The sequence below is a fragment of the Sedimentitalea sp. XS_ASV28 genome, from assembly GCF_041224545.1.
In the GTDB taxonomy this organism is placed as follows: Bacteria; Pseudomonadota; Alphaproteobacteria; order Rhodobacterales; family Rhodobacteraceae; genus Sedimentitalea.
In genome coordinates this window covers 232,162-249,361 of record NZ_JBGFGP010000166.1, presented here as the reverse complement: position 1 = coordinate 249,361, position 17,200 = coordinate 232,162, and the positions used below count along the sequence as shown (strand labels likewise).

Annotated in this window: 18 protein-coding genes and 1 tRNA gene; 7 read left to right on the top strand and 12 right to left on the bottom strand. The window is 62.8% G+C overall.

Annotation, left to right across the window (positions count from 1 at the left end; genetic code table 11):
• The first annotated feature begins 70 nt into the window (after positions 1-70).
• Positions 71-147: transfer RNA gene (locus AB9K34_RS20265), tRNA-Ile, on the top strand.
• Positions 148-272: 125 nt separating this feature from the next.
• Here the strand turns inward: AB9K34_RS20265 and AB9K34_RS20260 are convergent.
• Genes AB9K34_RS20260 through AB9K34_RS20245 form a run of 4 tightly spaced genes read right to left on the bottom strand, consistent with a single transcriptional unit; the run spans position 273 to position 2,224 of the window.
• Positions 273-767, bottom strand: coding sequence for a periplasmic heavy metal sensor (locus AB9K34_RS20260; protein WP_369956327.1), 495 nt, complete (start codon positions 765-767; stop codon positions 273-275).
• A gap of 6 nt (positions 768-773) precedes the next feature.
• Positions 774-1,127 (bottom strand): hypothetical protein, encoded by a 354-nt coding sequence (locus AB9K34_RS20255; RefSeq protein ID WP_369956326.1) that lies wholly within the window; start codon positions 1,125-1,127, stop codon positions 774-776.
• Positions 1,120-1,701, bottom strand: a complete 582-nt coding sequence (locus AB9K34_RS20250) for an RNA polymerase sigma factor (protein WP_369956502.1) — start codon at positions 1,699-1,701, stop codon at positions 1,120-1,122. Before AB9K34_RS20250 ends, AB9K34_RS20255 begins: the two co-directional genes overlap by 8 nt.
• 52 nt (positions 1,702-1,753) lie before the next feature.
• Positions 1,754-2,224 (bottom strand): EF-hand domain-containing protein, encoded by a 471-nt coding sequence (locus AB9K34_RS20245; RefSeq protein WP_369956325.1) that lies wholly within the window; start codon positions 2,222-2,224, stop codon positions 1,754-1,756.
• Positions 2,225-2,460: 236 nt separating this feature from the next.
• Between AB9K34_RS20245 and AB9K34_RS20240 the strand changes: the two genes are divergently transcribed.
• Together AB9K34_RS20240 and AB9K34_RS20235 are read left to right on the top strand one after the other, a co-directional pair.
• Positions 2,461-2,859, top strand: a complete 399-nt coding sequence (locus AB9K34_RS20240; RefSeq protein WP_369956323.1) for a DUF983 domain-containing protein — start codon at positions 2,461-2,463, stop codon at positions 2,857-2,859.
• A gap of 47 nt (positions 2,860-2,906) precedes the next feature.
• The gene (locus tag AB9K34_RS20235) at positions 2,907-3,608 is read left to right on the top strand and encodes an NUDIX domain-containing protein (RefSeq protein ID WP_369956321.1); all 702 of its coding nucleotides are present in this window, start codon (positions 2,907-2,909) and stop codon (positions 3,606-3,608) included.
• A gap of 97 nt (positions 3,609-3,705) precedes the next feature.
• Here AB9K34_RS20235 and AB9K34_RS20230 read toward each other — a convergent pair whose 3' ends face one another.
• Positions 3,706-4,608: an EamA family transporter gene (locus tag AB9K34_RS20230; protein WP_369956319.1), complete on the bottom strand. Its 903-nt coding sequence runs from the start codon at positions 4,606-4,608 to the stop codon at positions 3,706-3,708.
• A gap of 19 nt (positions 4,609-4,627) precedes the next feature.
• Positions 4,628-5,524: a fatty acid desaturase gene (locus tag AB9K34_RS20225; protein ID WP_369956317.1), complete on the bottom strand. Its 897-nt coding sequence runs from the start codon at positions 5,522-5,524 to the stop codon at positions 4,628-4,630.
• Positions 5,525-5,727: 203 nt separating this feature from the next.
• On the opposite strand from AB9K34_RS20225, the gene AB9K34_RS20220 reads away from it, so the two are divergent.
• Positions 5,728-6,597 carry a helix-turn-helix domain-containing protein gene (locus AB9K34_RS20220; RefSeq protein ID WP_369956316.1) on the top strand — a complete coding sequence of 290 codons (870 nt, stop codon included), beginning with the start codon at positions 5,728-5,730 and terminating at the stop codon, positions 6,595-6,597.
• Between the two features lie 170 nt (positions 6,598-6,767).
• Here AB9K34_RS20220 and AB9K34_RS20215 read toward each other — a convergent pair whose 3' ends face one another.
• Together AB9K34_RS20215 and AB9K34_RS20210 are read right to left on the bottom strand one after the other, a co-directional pair.
• Complete coding sequence (locus AB9K34_RS20215; protein ID WP_369956314.1) at positions 6,768-8,240, bottom strand: carnitine 3-dehydrogenase; 1,473 nt, start codon at positions 8,238-8,240, stop codon at positions 6,768-6,770.
• Positions 8,241-8,327: 87 nt separating this feature from the next.
• Complete coding sequence (locus AB9K34_RS20210; RefSeq protein ID WP_369956312.1) at positions 8,328-9,245, bottom strand: 3-keto-5-aminohexanoate cleavage protein; 918 nt, start codon at positions 9,243-9,245, stop codon at positions 8,328-8,330.
• A 78-nt stretch (positions 9,246-9,323) separates the two neighbouring features.
• Between AB9K34_RS20210 and AB9K34_RS20205 the strand changes: the two genes are divergently transcribed.
• Positions 9,324-10,301, top strand: a complete 978-nt coding sequence (locus AB9K34_RS20205; protein WP_369956311.1) for a GlxA family transcriptional regulator — start codon at positions 9,324-9,326, stop codon at positions 10,299-10,301.
• Positions 10,302-10,311: 10 nt separating this feature from the next.
• Here AB9K34_RS20205 and AB9K34_RS20200 read toward each other — a convergent pair whose 3' ends face one another.
• On the bottom strand, positions 10,312-11,358 hold the full coding sequence (locus tag AB9K34_RS20200) for an aldo/keto reductase (protein WP_369956309.1): 1,047 nt from the start codon (positions 11,356-11,358) through the stop codon (positions 10,312-10,314).
• A gap of 269 nt (positions 11,359-11,627) precedes the next feature.
• On the opposite strand from AB9K34_RS20200, the gene AB9K34_RS20195 reads away from it, so the two are divergent.
• A complete protein-coding gene (locus tag AB9K34_RS20195; protein WP_369956308.1) occupies positions 11,628-12,851 on the top strand; it encodes an MFS transporter in 1,224 nt (407 codons plus the stop codon).
• Between the two features lie 80 nt (positions 12,852-12,931).
• Positions 12,932-14,650, top strand: a complete 1,719-nt coding sequence (gene metG, locus AB9K34_RS20190) for a methionine--tRNA ligase (protein ID WP_369956307.1) — start codon at positions 12,932-12,934, stop codon at positions 14,648-14,650.
• A gap of 99 nt (positions 14,651-14,749) precedes the next feature.
• Here the strand turns inward: metG and AB9K34_RS20185 are convergent, their stop codons facing one another.
• From AB9K34_RS20185 to AB9K34_RS20175, 3 genes are read right to left on the bottom strand one after another with little or no spacing between them, the layout of a single operon-like run.
• A complete protein-coding gene (locus AB9K34_RS20185; protein ID WP_369956306.1) occupies positions 14,750-15,355 on the bottom strand; it encodes an ATP-binding cassette domain-containing protein in 606 nt (201 codons plus the stop codon).
• Entirely contained in the window at positions 15,352-16,089 is a 738-nt protein-coding gene (locus AB9K34_RS20180; RefSeq protein ID WP_369956304.1) for an ABC transporter permease, read from the bottom strand. The genes AB9K34_RS20185 and AB9K34_RS20180 overlap by 4 nt, the downstream gene beginning before the upstream one ends.
• Positions 16,090-16,093: 4 nt before the next feature.
• On the bottom strand, positions 16,094-17,071 hold the full coding sequence (locus tag AB9K34_RS20175; RefSeq protein WP_369956303.1) for an ABC transporter substrate-binding protein: 978 nt from the start codon (positions 17,069-17,071) through the stop codon (positions 16,094-16,096).
• Positions 17,072-17,200: the final 129 nt, after the last annotated feature.

The window sequence follows — 17,200 nt, the reverse complement described above, 5'->3', positions numbered from 1 at the left end:
GCCGCTTGCAACATATCCTGACGAACACGCACTTGACGCGCCCGCTCATCGTGATACGCAACGCAAAGGCGGGCCTGTAGCTCAATTGGTTAGAGCAGAGCGCTCATAACGCTTTGGTTGCGGGTTCAAGTCCTGCCGGGCCTACCAATAGCCACTTTTTTTTCAAATAAAATCATCAAAGGTGGCCCACGAGATTATCAATGTGGGCCACCTTTGGCCATTGAAGGCCGCATCCTCCCCGCCGAATCCCGCTTTTCGCATCGCGAGCACGCTCACTGGTGTTTGTCCTTGCGCTTCTTGCCGTGATCGCGCGACCTTTCGAGGGCGTCTTCAAGACGATCCGCATAGGCTTGACGCTCGTCGTCGGTCATGCGACCCAACTGCTCGATCAGCACCGTATTCGCCATCGCCTGCCAGGTCTCGCGCCGCTCGAACTGTTCCTTCAGCAGCATCTCCAGCGCAGCCCTATCAAACGGGCTCTTGCGTATGAGGGCGGCCACCTCAAGTGTCGCGGCCTTGCGACCCGGACCGGGATCGACCGACCGCTCGCGCATTTCCCGGCGCACCGCCTTGCGCTCTTCTCGCGGCAACTCGCGATACAACATCGCACCGAGCACGGGCGGCGGACGACGCGCGCCGTCCGGGCCGCCGAACCGCAGCGCCGCCCCGACCGCAAGCCCGATCACCAGCAGGTTGAGCGCGAGCGAGGCACCCAGCAGGAGGCGAAGCCACAACCGGCGCCTTGGTGCGGGTTTGTCCTGTTGCATGTTCATCTATCCTTCCTCGGCCATCGCAATGACCAGGCTGTCCTCATCCAGAAACATGGTGTCGCTGACAAGATACTGCGCCGGATCGGGCAGCGTCGCAGGGGGCGAAAACCCGAGCCACACCCCGGCCGCGCAGGCCGTTGCCAGCCCACCGATCGCCGGCCAGCCCCCGAGCATGTCATAGAGCTGCCGCCAGCGCCCGGGGCGCGGCGCGGCGGCAGGTATCTGCCATTCATGCTGCACCCGGGTGGCATCCGCCACGATCCGGCGCTCCAGATCACCCGGCAAGACCGTCGTCTCTCTCCGGGCGGCGTCAAAAAACACGTCCAGATCAACCATGTCTCTGTCACTGTCAGTCATCGCGATACCCCAGTTCGTACTTTCGCCCGGCCAATGCCCGGCTCAATGCGCGTTTGCCACGTGCGGTCAGGCTCTCGACCGCCTCGGTGCTGATCTCCATGATCTCGGCGATTTCCGGATTGGACAGCCCCTCCAGATGCCGCAGCACCACGGCCTCGCGCTGCCGATCCGGCAACAGCCCCAGCGCGGTTTGCAACGCATCCGCACGCGCAGCCTGCTGCAGGTGTTCGGCGGCGCCCTGCCCCGGATCCGGCGGGTCCGGCACATCGTCGAGCCGTGCCATGCCACCGCGGCGACGGCGCTTGATGTCGAGACACAGGTTCAGGGTGACCCGATAGAGCCAGGTGCTGACCTTGGCGGAACCCGGCTGCCAGTCCGGCGCCATGCGCCACAGGCGCATCATCGCCTCTTGCGCCACGTCCTCGGCCTCGGCACGATCGCCGAGCACCCGCATCGCCACGCCATGGGCGCGCGGTGCAAGGCGCTCGGTCAGGTCTCGCGCCGCGGCCTGCTCGCCATTGGCAAACAGGACCAGCAGCGCGTCATCCGAAGGTGCCGCACCGATCGGGATCACCGCAGCCGACCTGCGCCGATCCCCGGATATGAATCCGCCTTCGGGCACTGGCTCAGTTCTTGCGCCACTTGCCTTTGCCGTGCTTGTCCATCTGCGCTTGCGCCTCGTCGAATTCCGCCTTCGAGATGCTGCCGTTCTCGTCCTTGTCCATACGGTCAAAGACCTTGCCGGTACGCTTGCCGTCGCGGGGTTTCGGCATCTCGTCCTGCGACAATACACCATCCACGTTTGCATCAAAGCGTTCGATCATCCTGTCAACGCGATCCTCGACCTGCTTGACAGCAGCGCCAAGCAGTTCGTCACGATCCAGCGACCCATCGCCATTGGCATCCGCTTCGTTGAACCGCGCCTGGTGGCGCGCGGCGAATTCATCCTGGGAAATCTCGCCATTGCCATCCAGATCCACCTGTTCAAACGAGATCGGCGCCCGATGCATCCCGTCGGGTTTCTGGGCCATCGCGGAGCCCGCCGTTAAGGCGACGCCGCCCGCGATGATCGCAAAGATAAAGCCTGTATGTTTCATCTGTCGTTTTCCTTCATTGCAACGGCCCGGTGCCGTCAACCATGTCTACAAAACGCGGCGCCGGTCGCTTTCCGTCGCTGAAACTGCATTTTTTTCGATCACGGCGTTTGCGGCGCGCCGCCGACGGCAGGACGCAAGAGAGCGGGCACGTCGCGACATCCCGACGCAATTGCATGATGTGCCCTTTCCGTCGCGCCCGATCGTCCCCATCTTGGTGCAGGGAGAACGGAAAAGACATGACTGACGATTCGCAAAACCTGACGGCGGACGCCGCACATTCATCCGACCGCGACCTGTGGCCGGCCATGGCGCGCGGATGGCGTTGCAAATGCCCGAAATGCGGCAGCGGCCCGCTGCTGCACAGCTATCTCAAGGTGAACGAGAGCTGCACGGTCTGCCGGGAAGAGTTTTTCCATCACCAGGCCGATGACGGGCCGGCCTATCTGACGATCCTGATCGTCGGGCATATCATGGCACCGCTGCTGCTGTTCTGCTTTACCATGTGGCGGCCGGAACCGTTGACACTGTTCACCATTTTTGCGGTTGGCTGCGTCGGGTTGTCGCTCTATCTTCTGCCGAGACTGAAAGGGGCGATTGTCGGGTTCCAGTGGGCGCGACACATGCACGGCTTCTAGCGCAGGCATTCAAGAAGCCGGCCTGCCCCGTGTCGGCAGGAGAGAGCATGACCATCGACAAATCCGCAATCCGCAATGCCGCCACGGTCATCGTGCTGCGCGACCGTCACGACGATCCGTCGATCCTGATGGGACAGCGCGGTGCCAAAGCGGCGTTCATGCCCAACAAGTTCGTCTTCCCCGGTGGCGCGGTCGATGCAGGCGACGCCCGGATCCCGCTGGCCCGCCCCCTGCCCGATCTATGCCGTGATCGTCTTTGCGAAGATGCGCCGGAAGAACTGCAGCAGGCGCTTGCCGCCGCCGCCATCCGCGAGCTTTGGGAGGAAACGGGACTGATCCTTGGCACACCCGGCAAATGGCATGGTCCGGTGCCCGAGGATTGGCAGGGCTTTGCCGCAACCGGCCACCTGCCGTCTGCCGACGCCTTGCAATTCGTCTTTCGCGCGCTGACGCCGCCGGGCCGGCCACGCCGTTTCGATGCAAGGTTCTTTCTGGTCGATGCGGATGCGATCCAGGGTGATCTTGACGATTTCACCCATGCAAGTGACGAGCTGTCGCATCTGCAGTGGATCAAGCTGAGCGAAGCGCGCCGATTTGATCTGCCGTTCATTACCGAGGTGGTTCTTGCAGAGGTCGCCGGGCGCGTGGATGATCCGGCGCCGCCGGCAAGCGTGCCCTATTTCCGCAACAGTGACGAGGCCAGCCTGTTCCTGCGCCTGCGTGGGCGCGCCATGCCGGAGCATGATTGAGACAGTATGACGTGATGGGGGCGCTGCCCCCGCCGCCTGACGGCGGCTCCCCCGGAGTATTTGCCCAAAGATGAAGCTGCGACCGCTCGGTCCGGTCTCAGATCGCGAGTACGAGCAGCACGATCGACACACCCAGCAAGGCCATGCCAGCGATCTCGCGCCCGGTGATCGTTTCCTTGAAGAACAGCGTGGAGGCAAGCAGGCTCAGGACCAGTTCAACCTGTCCAAGCGCCTTGACATAGGCGGCGTTCTGCAAGGTGAACGCAAGAAACCAGCAGAACGATCCGGCCATGCTGAATATGCCGACCCAGACAGCCACGCGCCGGGTGGACCAGACGGCCTTCAGTTCGGCCCGGTCGCGCAGCCCCAGCCAGACCGCCATGACGACGGTTTGAATCGTGACCACCGCAGCCAGCGTGATGGCGGCGCGCAGCGCCGGCTCGGTCTCGCCCAGTTGCAGTGATGCGCCGCGATAGGTCACCGCCGATATGGCGAACAGCACCCCCGACCCCAATCCAAGCATCGAGGCGCGGTTTGTCAGCTGCTTCAGCCAGGAGCCGTTTGCGCCCGGCGTGCGGGACAACAGCGCGACGGCGAGCAGGCCGATCAGGATCGCGGCAAAGCCGCCGGCGCTGACCCCTTCGCCCAAAACAAGCAACCCGACCAGCGCGGTCTGGATCACTTCGGTTTTCTTGAATGTGATGCCCACAGCGAAATTGCGTTGTTTGAACAGCGCCACGACACACATCGTCGCGAGAATCTGAGCCAGCCCGCCCGCCACCGCAAAGAGCCAGAAGGCAGGAGACAACGCAGGCAGGTCGCGACCACTCATCACCAGATAGAGCGTCAGCAATCCGAGGATCAGCGGCGCGGAATAGGCAAATCTGGCAAAGGTTGCGCCCGTCGCAGACAGTTGCGTCGTGCTCAGGCTCTTTTGCAGCATGAAACGCAAGGTTTGAAAGGCAGCGGCGGCGAGGGTAACGGGGATCCAGAGGCTCATGCCTCCTAGTGACCTGTTTTCACTCGCGAGGCCAGAGCGGATGTGCAACCGGGTCCTTGCCCCGCCAGAGGTAACGTCGAAAGACCTCGCCATAGGATCGATAGACATAGCCGTCATTGATGGCGAGATACCGGGCCCGCCCCTTGCGATAGATCGCGGGCAGCCGATACCACGGTATGGTGGGGTTCATGTGATGCACCACATGCAGGTTATTGTTCAGAAACAGAAAAGCCAACACACCCCGATCTTCGACGACGACCGTCCGGCCCCGCACGCGATCATGCGCCCGATGCTCAAGAAAGGTCCGGATCCGGAGCACGGCGAGCCCGAGATAGGCCGAAACGAGGTAGGCCCAGATCGGCATGGGCGAAACCGCAACGATCAGCAGGACAACCGCAGCGCCCGCCAGATGCAGGGTCCAGGCCAGCCAGATTGCGCGATCGCCGCGCCGCATGCCCCGCAGTTCATCGCGCAGGAAACTGATCTGCCCGATCAATGGCCCGATGAGCATCCGGCCGAACAGGGTGTTGTTCAAACGATAGATCAGTTGCAGCCAGCCGGGCAGTCGCCGCCACACCATCGGATCCAGATAATTGCTCTCGGGGTCATCGTAGGGATCGGTCAGGTTGGCATCACGGTGATGCGCCAGGTGCAGGTCGCGAAAACGATTGTAGGGAACGCTGAGGTTGAGCGGGAGCGCCATCAGGAGTTCGTTGGCGATCCGTGATCGAAACGGGTGCCCGTGCAACGCCTCATGTGTCAAGGAACCGTGCAGCGCCACGAGGAAGGCGGTCGCCGGCACGGCAAGCAGAACAGGTGTCCGGAACAATACGACAACCCACGCCCCATAACATCCGACGATCAGCAGGAATGTGATCCATTCGACCTGCTGAAACGATCCCTGCCGCTCAGACATCATGCCTCCGTCGCGATAACGCTGACAATGGCCATCATCGACAGGCCCATCAGGTCTCAGCTTACCGCCCCCACGCGTGCGCACCGCCTTGTCTCCATGCTGTCCAATCCCTCATCGTGCATGCCCGTGCTATGGTATGAAATCGCGCGTGAGAATTCCGAATTTAATTAACAACAATCACCATATGTGATAATAATAAACAAATGCCGCATAATATGGACAAGCGCCTCCGCGCCGATCACTTTCGTACCCGCCTGTCGCGCACCATGCGCGAAACAGGCACCAGCCAGAGCGCCTTGGCACGTAAGATCGGGGTTGATCGTTCGACGATATCGCAGCTCTTGACCGATGAGGGTGCCCGCCTGCCAAATGGCCATGTCGTCGGCGCATGTGCCGCAGCACTCGGGGTGTCGGCAGACTGGTTGCTGTCCCTCTCCGACCGGCCGGAATGCGCGGCCGACCTTCTGGCCAACAGTCTCAGCCTCAGCGAAGCGCCGCGCGCTCTGGTCGACGAACGCATCTTCGAATGGCATCGCGAAGCCGCCGGCTACAAGATCCGTCACGTCCCGGCGGCGTTGCCCGATATGCTCAAAACCCGTGCGTTGCTCGAATGGGAATACGCCCCGCATCTCGGGCGAACCGCAGACCAGGCGATCGGCGCCTCCGAAGACCGCCTCAAATGGATGCGCAGCGCGCAATCAGACTACGAGATCGCCATGCCGCGCTACGAGTTGGAGAGTTTTGCGCAGGGCGTCGGGTATTACGAGGGCCTGCCACTGGACATCCGGCGCGAACAGCTCGACCGATTCATCGAACTCGGCGAACAACTCTATCCGCGCATGCGCCTCTACCTCTTTGACGCCCAGCGACTCTACAGCGCCCCGGTGACGATTTTCGGGCCGTTGCTCTGCGTTTTCTATGCGGGCGGTCACTACATCGCCTTCCGCGATCGCGACCGCATCGAAACCTTTACCCGCCACTTCGACAGGCTGGTACGCGAATCGACCCTGCCTGCCCGCGATCTGTCCGCGCATCTGCAAATGCTGCGCCAGACCTGCTTCATGAGCGTCTGACAACAGTTGAAATATCGCACATCGAAATCCCGGATCGCCCAGCGATGTGGTAATGCTCGCATCAGGGAACACCAAACCGATCTTCAGCTTTGGTCAAATACTCCGGGGGAGTCGCCCGTCGGGCGACGGGGGCAGCGCCCCCGCAGCCGCATCATCATTCTCCAACCGGCTTATCCTGGGCGACGGATCGCCTGGCCCGCGCCGTCCGGATAGGGCAACCCTGCCTGCGCCAACCGGATCCGCTGCATCGCAGCCTCTATCTCTGCGGATGGCGCGCAGGGCCGCCTGCTCTTGAGATCAACATGCAGAAGAAAACTCTCACCGGTCGCAAGCAGCCGTTCCCCCTCATACATGCTGTGAAACAGATGCAGTTTCTTGCCCTCTCCGACCAGCATCTGCGTCCGTACCTCGATACGCGCGCCGGCATGCACCTCGGCAAGATGACGAATATGGGTCTCGGCGGTAAAATAGCTGCCGCCGGAGGCAATATATGCCGCGTCGCATCCGATCATTTCCATGAACCGGTCCGAGGATGCGGCGAATGCTTCCAGATATCTGGCCTCGTTCATGTGGCCATTATAGTCGGTCCAGTCGAGCGGAACCGCGCGCGACAGGGTGAGAATCGGCTGGGAGAGGTCCCCGACCTGATCCACACCGCCCGACAGCGCGGTGCTTTCACGCAAACGCGCGTCCTGCTGGTTCAACACCGCACCCGCACCCCAGTCCTGTCCCTTGAGCGCCCGCATCATCGCCACGAGGTTGTTGTCGCGAATGCGTTCCAGTTCACGGATCGAATAGGCCCCCGACTGGGCATCCGATTGCCCCGAGATCAGGTCGACAAGGTCGTCGGTGAACTCCGGCACGTCCATCAGCCTGGTCCAGGGCCACTTCAGCGCCGGGCCGAACTGGGCCATGAAATGCTTCATTCCGGCCTCGCCCCCGGCCACGCGATAGGTCTCAAACAGCCCCATCTGCGCCCAGCGGATGCCAAAGCCCATGCGGATCGCCTCGTCGATCTCCGCGGTGGTGGCAATGCCGTCCTTGACCAGCCACAAGGCCTCGCGCCAGACCGCTTCCAGGAACCGATCGGCGATATGCGCGTCGATCTCCTTTTTCACATGCAACGGAAACAGGCCCAACCCGGTCAACACGTCCGTCGCCCGCCCGATCATATCCACGTCATTCGCCGCAGTCGTCACCACCTCGATCAGGGGAAGCAGGTAGACCGGGTTGAACGGGTGCGTCACCACGATCTGGCCGGGCCAAAGCGCGCCCTGTTGCAACTCGCTCGGCTTGAATCCCGAGGTCGACGACCCGATGATCGCATCCGGGTCACAGGCCGCCTGCACTCCGGCGAACACCTTGTGCTTGAGCTCCAGCCGCTCCGGCACGCTCTCCTGGATCCACGCGGCACCGGCAACCGCTTCGGCGATCTGCGCGTGAAAACTCAGCTGCCCTTCCGCAGGCAGCGGCGCATCGCTCAGCCCTGGCAGGGACCGGCGTGCGTTATCCAGCACCTCGCCGATCTTGCGCTCGGCCTCCGGATCCGGATCGAACACCCGGACATCCCACCCATTCAGCAGAAATCGCGCGGCCCATCCGCCGCCGATCACGCCACCACCGATGATTGCTGCCGTTCTCATGACATACCGTCCCTTTTCCCGCGCGGGTCATTGCATTGCAGACGCCAGAGCGATTGCAGCTTGCCCGCCAACCGCCCCCGGAGCGCTCTATTTCGTCGCCGGGGCGCGCTTCACCAGGCCCAGTTTTTCGCGCACCTCATCCGGCCCGATGACCCGTGCGCCCATGTTCTCGATGATCGTTCCGGCCCGTTCGACCAATTGCCAGTTCTCGGCCAGAACGCCCTTGTCCAGCCACAGGTTGTCTTCCAGGCCGACCCGCACGTTGCCGCCGGCCAGAACCGCCGCCGCGACATAGGCCATCTGGTTGCGCCCGAGCGCGAAGGCCGAAAAGGTCCAGTCGTCAGGCACGTTGTTGACCATCGCCATGAAGGTATTGAGGTCATCCGGCGCGCCCCACGGCACCCCCATGCACAGTTGCACGAGCGCCGGACTGTCCAGAACGCCATCCTTGACCAGTTGTTTGGCGTACCACAGATGCCCGGTATCAAAGGCCTCGATCTCGGGTTTGACACCAAGAGCGGTCATCATCCGACCCATCGCCTGCAACATCCCCGGCGTGTTGGTCATCACGTAATCGGCTTCGGCAAAATTCATCGTGCCGCAATCCAGCGTGCAGATTTCCGGCAGGCATTCGGCCACATGCTGCACCCGCTCGGCGGCACCGATCATGTCGGTACCCGCTTCTTGAAGCGGCAGCGGGCTTTCCGTCGATCCGAACACCATGTCCCCGCCCATCCCCGCCGTCAGGTTCAGAACCACGTCCACATCGGCATCGCGGATACGCTCGGTGACTTCGCGGTAATAGGCCAGATCGCGGCTGGGCGTGCCGCTGTCCGGATCGCGCACGTGACAATGCACCACCGCTGCGCCTGCCTTGGCCGCCGCAATCGCGCTTTCGGCGATCTGCCGGGGGCTGCGGGGGACATGCGGGCTGCGATCCTGGGTTCCGCCCGAACCGGTCACGGCACAGGTGATGAACACGTCCTTGTTCATGGTGAGCGGCATCGGCTGATCCTCCTGTTTGCTGGCGGAAAGATGACGCGACTTGGCAAGACAGAATTTACAATTTAGGCAGTATTCTTGATGAAATCCGCAATTAACATTCTCGAACCCACGTCACGGCCCCTGAATGTCGCCGTGCTGGTTCTCGACGACAGCAACACGCTCAGCTTTGCCGCAGCGGTCGATCCGATGCGCGCCGCCAACCGGATGTCGGATCGCCGCCTGTTCGACTGGAGCTATGTCACCGCAACCGGGAAACCCGCGCGGCTGACCTCCGGCCTCGCGGTGCCCGGTCCCGCGCTGAGCCGTCTTCAGGGATGTGATCTTCTGGTGGTCGTCGCCGGGTTCAATCTCAGAGCACATGATACCCCCGCGCTGCGCGCGGGCCTGCGCCGGATCGCGGCTGACGGTGCGACGCTGGCGGGGATCGACGGCGGTCCGTGGCTGATGGCGGAAGCTGGTGTTCTGGATCAATTCAGCGCGACAACACACTGGGAAGATTTGGAAAAGTTTGCGCGAAAATTCCCCGAGGTGACCACCCTGCGCAACCGGTTTCATGTGGATCGCACCCGGATGACCAGCGGCGGCGCGACACCGGCAATCGACATGATGCTTCACCTGATCAAATGCCGCTACGGCGCGGAATTGTCCGCCCGCGTCGCCGGGGCCTTCATATACGACAGCGCGCCCGATCCCGCACGCGCCCAGAGCCGTAGCGGCAATCCGGGGCACACCGCCCTGACCGCGCGGGTCAGCGCGCTGATGGAGCAGACTCTCGATGCGCCCCTGTCGATCCCCGACATCGCCCGCCGCGCGGGCACCGGGCCGCGCACGCTGCAGGCGCAGTTTCGGGCACGGTTGAACACCACGCCCAAAGCACACTACCTCTCACTGCGCCTTGCCGAAGCCATGCGGCTGGTGCGGGATACCGACATGCCCCTTCTCGATGTGGCGCTGGCGACGGGGTTCGGATCGGCCGCCGCCTTTGCGCGCGCCTTTCAACTGGCGCATGGCCGATCCGCCCGCGCCATCCGGCGGGCGCAGCACTCCGCGCCCTGAGGCGAATGCCCTAATAGGGCATCGGATGGGCGCGATGGGTGGTGTCGATATCGGAGAGAACGTCATCACTCAACGTGACATCCACGGATGCAAGGATGTGATCCAGCTGATCCAGATGGGTCGCGCCAAAGATCGCCGACGCCATGAAGGGGCGCGTGCGACACCAGGCCAAAGCCATGTGCACCGGATCGAGTCCGTGGCGTCTGGCCACGTCGAGATAGGCCGCCACCGCCTCGTGCGCGCGCGGCGTATCACGCCCGCCCAGGTTTGACACCAGCGACTTGCGCGATCCGTCGGGCACCGAACCATCGGCGTATTTGCCCGTCAGCAGCCCCGCCGCCAGCGGAGAGAAGGCCAACAATCCGACATCCTCGTTCACGCTCAGCTCGGCAAGATCGGTATCATAGAGCCGACACAGCAGCGAATATTCGTTCTGTATGGATGCCACGCGGGGCCAGCCGCGTCGCTCGGAGACGCGCAACCATTGCGCGGTGCCCCAGGCGCTTTCGTTGCTCAGGCCGAAATGCCGGATATTTCCCTTGTCGACCTGTTTTTGCAGCGCTTCGAGGCAATCCTCGATATTGGCGAGCGTGTCCTCGCGGTTCTGGCCTGACGGATCGTAGGTCCAGTTCTTGCGAAACATGTAGCTGCCGCGGTTCGGCCAGTGGAACTGGTAGAGGTCGATATAGTCGGTTTGCAGCCGCCGCAGATTGCCTTCGATCGTGCCCGGTATCGTCGCCGAGGAAATCGGCGCGCCGTCACGCACATGGGCCAAACCCTCGCCCGAATGCTTGGTCGCCAGAATGTAATCGCCCCGCCGTGCCCGGTTGGCGGCGTTCCAGGTGCCGATGATCTCTTCGGTCCGACCGATGGTTTCCGCGCGCACCGGATTGACAGGATACATCTCGGCGGTGTCCAGGAAATTGACTCCCGCCGCCAGCGCCTTGTCGATCTGGGCGTGGGATTCGCGTTCATCTGTCTGGGTGCCGAAGGTCATGGTGCCGAGGCACAGCTCGGAAACGGACAGGCCGGTCCGGCCCAGTGGGTTCATCTTCATTACAACATTCCTCGCTTGCTTGGCGTGCAACCTACCGATTGCGTGGCGGATGACAATTCGCTTCCCGGCCCGACCCCGGCCACGACGGCATCGGTTTCGCCAGCGCCATCCGTTCGAATACCCACCCCGAAAGTTGCCGCCACCCGTCCGGTAACGCTTGCAGTCACCGCGGCAAGGGCATAGCCATGGCCCAACTATCTGCAAAAACGACTTGTTTTTGTCGAGAAATGCCAAGCCCGGCTCGGCCAGCCAGCCAGATTGATCGCATCATGCGCCTTTTGATTTCCTCTGCCGCCCTCTTTCTCTCTGTCATTCTGCTGCAACTGTCCTCTGGGGGCGTCGGTCCGCTGGACGCTCTCTCGGGGATCGCCCTTTCATTTTCCACCACTGAAATCGGCCTGCTGGGGTCGGCGCATTTCTTTGGGTTTTTCATCGGCTGCTGGTGGGCGCCGCGCCTGATGGGCAGCGTCGGCCATTCCCGCGCCTTTGCCGCCTTTACAGCCACCGGCGCGATCGGGTTGCTGGCTCATATGCTTGTGATCAACCCCTACGCCTGGACGGTGATGCGGGTGATGTCCGGGCTTTGCGTGGCGGGCTGCTACACCGTGATCGAGGCCTGGTTGCAGGCCAAGGTCACCAATGAAAGCCGGGGTCGCACGATGGGTGTCTACCGGGTCGTGGACATGAGCGCGTCGCTCGTTGCGCAACTCATGATCGGTGTGCTCGCGCCCGCCAGCTATGTCAGCTATAACATACTGGCCATTCTGTGCTGCGCGGCGCTGCTGCCCCTGACCCTGACAACGGCGAGACAGCCCGAAACACCCGATGCCCCGCGTCTTCGTCCCAAACTGGCGATCCAGATGTCACCGCTTGCCGCGGCGGGTGTGGTGGTGGCCGCGCTGTCCTCGGCCAGTTTTCGCATGATCGGTCCGGTCTACGGTCAGGAGGTCGGGCTGACCGCCGGGCAGATCGGCTGGTTCCTCGCCACCTTCGTGCTTGGCGGCGCGGTGGCGCAATATCCGGTGGGCTGGCTGGCGGATCGGTTCGACCGGCGATGGGTGCTGATCTGGCTGTCGGTCGCGGCGATTGCCAGCAGTGCCATGACCATGGGAGCACCGGATTTCGGAGTGACCGGCGTGATGGTGAGCGCCTTTATCTTTGGCGTGACCACCTTTCCGATCTACTCGGTCGCTGCCGCCCATGCGCATGATTTCGCCAAGAGCGAGGAACGGGTCGAACTGTCGGCGGCACTGATGTTCTTTTACGCGCTTGGCGCCATCGCCGCCCCGGCGGTCGCCTCGCTCCTGATCGGGTGGTTCGGACCGCATGCCATGTTCACGATGATTGCGCTCGGGCATGTCGCGCTTGTCGTATTCGGGATTGCCCGGATGCGGATGCGCCCCACCAGCAGCACGAAAACCCCGTATGTCTACACGCCACGCACGTCTTTTACCGTGGGCCGGCTGTTCCGCCGCCAGCGGGATCCGGAGTGACGCACCGGGGTAGATAAAAGACGGGGTGACGATCCGCCTGCCCTGCGCTACACAGCGCCCAACTCAGCGCGGACGGATCAATGGCACGCATACTCATCACTTCGGCTATTCCCTACATCAATGGCATCAAGCACCTGGGCAATCTCATCGGCAGCCAGTTGCCCGCGGATCTCTACGCCCGCTACATGCGCTGTCGCGGCAACGAGGTGATGTTCCTCTGCGCCACAGACGAACATGGCACACCCGCCGAACTGGCCGCCGCCAAGGCCGGCAAGCCGGTGGCGGAATATTGCGCCGAAATGCACGAGGTCCAGTCCGATATCGCCCGGCGCTTTGGTCTCAGCTTCGATCATTTCGGGCGCTCGTCCAATCCGCAGAACCACAAACTGACACAGCATTTCGCCGGCAAGCTGGCCGAGAACGGGCTGATCCGCGAAGTGTCCGAGAAACAGGTCTACTCGAATGCCGACGGACGCTTTCTGCCGGACCGCTATATCGAAGGCACCTGCCCCAATTGCGGCTATGAAAAAGCGCGGGGCGATCAATGCGAGAACTGCACCAAGCAGCTTGACCCCACCGACCTGATCGATCCGCGCAGCGCGGTGTCGGGCTCCACGGATCTCGAGATACGCGAAACCAAGCATCTCTATCTTCGGCAGTCAGCCCTCAAGGACGATCTGGACACATGGATCGACAGCAAGACCGACTGGCCGATCCTGACCACATCGATCGCCAAGAAATGGCTGCATGACGGCGACGGCTTGCAGGACCGCGGTATCACCCGCGATCTCGACTGGGGCGTGCCGGTGAAAAAGGGCGATGCGGACTGGCCGGGAATGGAAGGCAAGGTATTCTACGTGTGGTTCGACGCCCCGATCGAATACATCGCCTGCGCCGCCGAATGGGCCGAGGCCAACGGCAGGACGGACGCCGACTGGGAACGCTGGTGGCGCACCGACAAGGGCGCGGATGACGTTCAGTACGTCCAGTTCATGGGCAAGGACAACGTGCCCTTTCACACCCTCAGCTTTCCGGCCACGATACTCGGTTCGGGCGAGCCGTGGAAAATGGTCGATCACCTGAAATCCTTCAACTACCTGAATTACGAAGGCGGCCAGTTCTCGACCAGCCAGGGGCGCGGCGTGTTCATGGATCAGGCACTCGACATCCTGCCGGCGGACTACTGGCGCTGGTGGTTGCTCAGCCATGCGCCCGAAAGCAGCGACAGCGAATTCAGCTGGGAGAACTTCCAGCAATCGGTGAACAAGGATCTTGCCGACGTGCTTGGCAATTTCGTCAGCCGCATCACCAAATTCTGCCGCAGCAAGTTCGGCGAGGCCGTACCCGAAGCCGGTGACTATGATACGGCAGAGCAGAGCCTGATCGCCGATCTGACGCAACGCGTCCGTGCCTACGAGGCGCATATGGCGGCGATGGAGGTGCGTAAATCGGCGCAGGAATTGCGCGCGATCTGGGTGGCCGGGAACGAGTATCTGCAAAACACCGCGCCGTGGACCACTTTCAAGACCGACCCCGATCGCGCGGCCGCGCAGGTTCGGCTCGGACTGAACCTTGTGCGGCTTTACGCGGTGCTCAGTGCGCCCTTCATCCCGGATACCAGCGCACTGATACTCGCGGCATTGCAGACCGACGACGACACCTGGCCGGACGACGTGCCGGCCGCGCTGGCCGCTCTTCCCGGCGGGCATGCGTTCACCGTGCCCGATGTGCTGTTCGCGAAGATCACGGATGAGCAGCGCGAAGAGTGGGAAACGCGGTTTTCAGGGGTGCGCGCATAATTGAACGCGCGACAAGCCGGATCACCGTGCGCTACCCGAGATCGGAGAGCCCTACGCGCTCAACAACCTGCGACGCGCCTTGGGCATTCGAGCGACAGGTCAGCCGGGCGCGATTGTTTCCAGAGTTGCGGGCTGACCGGCGAGTCTCAGGACGCGATCACTCAGGCTCGCCGCTTCTTCGCGGGAGTGGGTGACAAAGAGCGTGGCCGGTCGTACCTCTTCGATCAGGGCGCGCGCGAGTTCGATCATTTCCGACGCAAGATCCGGATCGAGCGATACGAAGGGTTCGTCGAGGATCAACGCCTGCGGCCGGGCGGCAAAGGCGCGCGCAAGGGCCAGACGGCGCTGCTGTCCCAGTGACAGTTGACCGGGAAACAGGTCGGCCTTGCCGCCAATCCCGACACGAGCCAGCGCCGCGCGCGCCCGCTCCTCGCCAAGGCCCGGATGCACCAGCGTAATGTTCTGAAGCGCGCTGCGCCACGGCAGCAGCGTTGGCTCCTGAAACACCATGGCCAGCCCGTCGGGACGGTCTATCCGGCCGTCGAACGCACGGTCTATTCCCGCGATCAGCCGCAGCAGCGTGGTCTTGCCAATGCCCGATGGGCCCTGCAATGCCACGGTTTCCCCCGCCGCGACGACAAAATGGATGTCGCGCAGGATCTCGCTCTCACCAAATCGTTTGCTTTTGACGTCAACGGTGATCATGCGCGCCTCCAGCGGCGGGCGCGGCGTTCCCAAGGCTGCAACAGCAGCCACTCGACCGCCAGCATCACCGCGATGAAGGACAGTGAATAGACCAGCACATGCGCGACGTCGAACAGCTGAAAATACAGGTGTATCTGAAACCCGATCCCGCTGGATCGACCAAGAAACTCCGCCACCAGCACGATCTTCCAGATCACAGCGACTCCCGAACGCGCCGCCGCGGCGATGAACGGTGCAAGCTGCGGCAAGATCACGTGGCGCAGATAGCTGCGCCGGGACATGCGATAGACCTGCCCCATCGCCCTGAGGTCGGGATCGAGCGCCCGTGCGCCCTCGCGGATGATCGTCGTCACATTCGGTATCTTGTTCAGGGTCACGGCGACGATGGCGGCAGTCTCGTTCAATCCGATCCACAGGTAGCACAGCACGATCAGAACCAGCGCCGGTAGGTTGAGAAACACCACCAGCCACGGGTCAAGCCACTTGTCCACGCGCGGGCACAACCCCATCACAAGACCGAGCGCCAGCCCCACCGACATGGCCAGCACAAAGGCCCAGGCAACCCGGATCAATGTCATGGCAAGATGGTAGGGCAGCGCGCCCGATGCGACTTCGGCCCGGAACGGCCCCAGCAGCGCGCCGGGCATGGGCAGCACCTCTGGATCATTGCCGATCCACGCGGCAATGATCCAGAGTGCCAGAAGGCCGATCAGGGACGTCAGGCGAACGATCACGGTATCATTGTATCTGCGCGAACAATCCGGGCGGCAATGTGGTCGCATCGCCCACCAGTTTCTCGCCCCCGAGTTCCGCCATCAACCGCAACAGCTTGTCCGCACTCTCCGCGTTGACCGGCCCCCTGGCCGGAATGCCCGCCCTGAAATCATCGCGCAGCGCCATGAATTCGCCGTCAGAACGCACGTTCATCGCCGCACGCAGCGGCTCCCACGCGGCATCATCCGTGGCCAGCAGCGATTTGGCTGCGCGGGTCGCCTCGTAAAATGCCTGTGCCAATTCCGGGTTCTCGGCCAGATCGCTTTCCTTCATCACATATCCCAGAAGCGGCACATCGGGGTCCAGCCCCAGCGCGACCGACGCCTCGAAAACCGACAGCAACTCACGCATGCCCGCAGCCTTCATCTTGGCAAGGAAATGCCAGAAGTTGATGGCCCCGTCGGTGTCTCCGGCAAGGGCGCTCTTGTAGATCAACGGTGGCGCGCCATAGACCTGCTCGGTGTCCTGCGCCAGATCCATGCCGAATTCACGCGTGGCATAGGCCCGCAGGATCAGCCAGCTCTTGTCGAGCGGTCCGCCCGCGATACCGATCTTGCCACCGGCGAGGTCCCGTAGCGTTTGAGCGGTGCTGTCAGCGGGCACAACCAACCCGCCAACAGCCTTGGAATACGGGATGAAAACGTAATCCTTGCCCGCCGCACGCTGTCGCGCGACCCAGATCCAGTCGACCACGGCAACATCGGCGTCACCCCCCTCGAAAGCGACACGCGTCGCGCCGTTATCGGCATAGGGCAGCGCCGCAAGCTCAAAGCCGTTTGCCTTGTCGAACCCGTTGCGCCGAATGGTATCCAGTTCCCAGTTGACCGTCCCGATCTTGAGCACCGCAACCCGGACCACCGGCATCTCCTGTGCGCCCGCAACGGTTGCCAGACCGGCGCAGCACATCGCCAGCAGCACGCGGATACAGTTGATCAGTCTCATCACATCTCTCCCCGATGCCATTGGCGAACGATGCAGCCCCGCACGGATCGCCCCCCGCCTGACATGCCGATCCTGCCGCAAGCGACGGGGGCGCGAAACCGGGACCAAAGGCGTATTGGCGACCGTCGG

Excerpts from the sequence above, each read along its gene's own strand:
- AB9K34_RS20245 (WP_369956325.1), bottom strand. The coding sequence starts at position 2,224 with ATGAAACATACAGGCTTTATCTTTGCGATCATCGCGGGCGGCGTCGCC.
- AB9K34_RS20200 (WP_369956309.1), bottom strand. The coding sequence starts at position 11,358 with ATGAAGATGAACCCACTGGGCCGGACCGGCCTGTCCGTTTCCGAGCTG.
- AB9K34_RS20215 (WP_369956314.1), bottom strand. The coding sequence starts at position 8,240 with ATGAGAACGGCAGCAATCATCGGTGGTGGCGTGATCGGCGGCGGATGG.
- AB9K34_RS20225 (WP_369956317.1), bottom strand. The coding sequence starts at position 5,524 with ATGTCTGAGCGGCAGGGATCGTTTCAGCAGGTCGAATGGATCACATTC.
- AB9K34_RS20220 (WP_369956316.1), top strand. The coding sequence starts at position 5,728 with ATGCCGCATAATATGGACAAGCGCCTCCGCGCCGATCACTTTCGTACC.
- AB9K34_RS20210 (WP_369956312.1), bottom strand. The coding sequence starts at position 9,245 with ATGCCGCTCACCATGAACAAGGACGTGTTCATCACCTGTGCCGTGACC.
- AB9K34_RS20230 (WP_369956319.1), bottom strand. The coding sequence starts at position 4,608 with ATGAGCCTCTGGATCCCCGTTACCCTCGCCGCCGCTGCCTTTCAAACC.
- AB9K34_RS20175 (WP_369956303.1), bottom strand. The coding sequence starts at position 17,071 with ATGAGACTGATCAACTGTATCCGCGTGCTGCTGGCGATGTGCTGCGCC.
- AB9K34_RS20195 (WP_369956308.1), top strand. The coding sequence starts at position 11,628 with ATGCGCCTTTTGATTTCCTCTGCCGCCCTCTTTCTCTCTGTCATTCTG.
- AB9K34_RS20205 (WP_369956311.1), top strand. The coding sequence starts at position 9,324 with ATGAAATCCGCAATTAACATTCTCGAACCCACGTCACGGCCCCTGAAT.
- metG (WP_369956307.1), top strand. The coding sequence starts at position 12,932 with ATGGCACGCATACTCATCACTTCGGCTATTCCCTACATCAATGGCATC.
- AB9K34_RS20235 (WP_369956321.1), top strand. The coding sequence starts at position 2,907 with ATGACCATCGACAAATCCGCAATCCGCAATGCCGCCACGGTCATCGTG.
- AB9K34_RS20240 (WP_369956323.1), top strand. The coding sequence starts at position 2,461 with ATGACTGACGATTCGCAAAACCTGACGGCGGACGCCGCACATTCATCC.
- AB9K34_RS20260 (WP_369956327.1), bottom strand. The coding sequence starts at position 767 with ATGCAACAGGACAAACCCGCACCAAGGCGCCGGTTGTGGCTTCGCCTC.
- AB9K34_RS20185 (WP_369956306.1), bottom strand. The coding sequence starts at position 15,355 with ATGATCACCGTTGACGTCAAAAGCAAACGATTTGGTGAGAGCGAGATC.
- AB9K34_RS20255 (WP_369956326.1), bottom strand. The coding sequence starts at position 1,127 with ATGACTGACAGTGACAGAGACATGGTTGATCTGGACGTGTTTTTTGAC.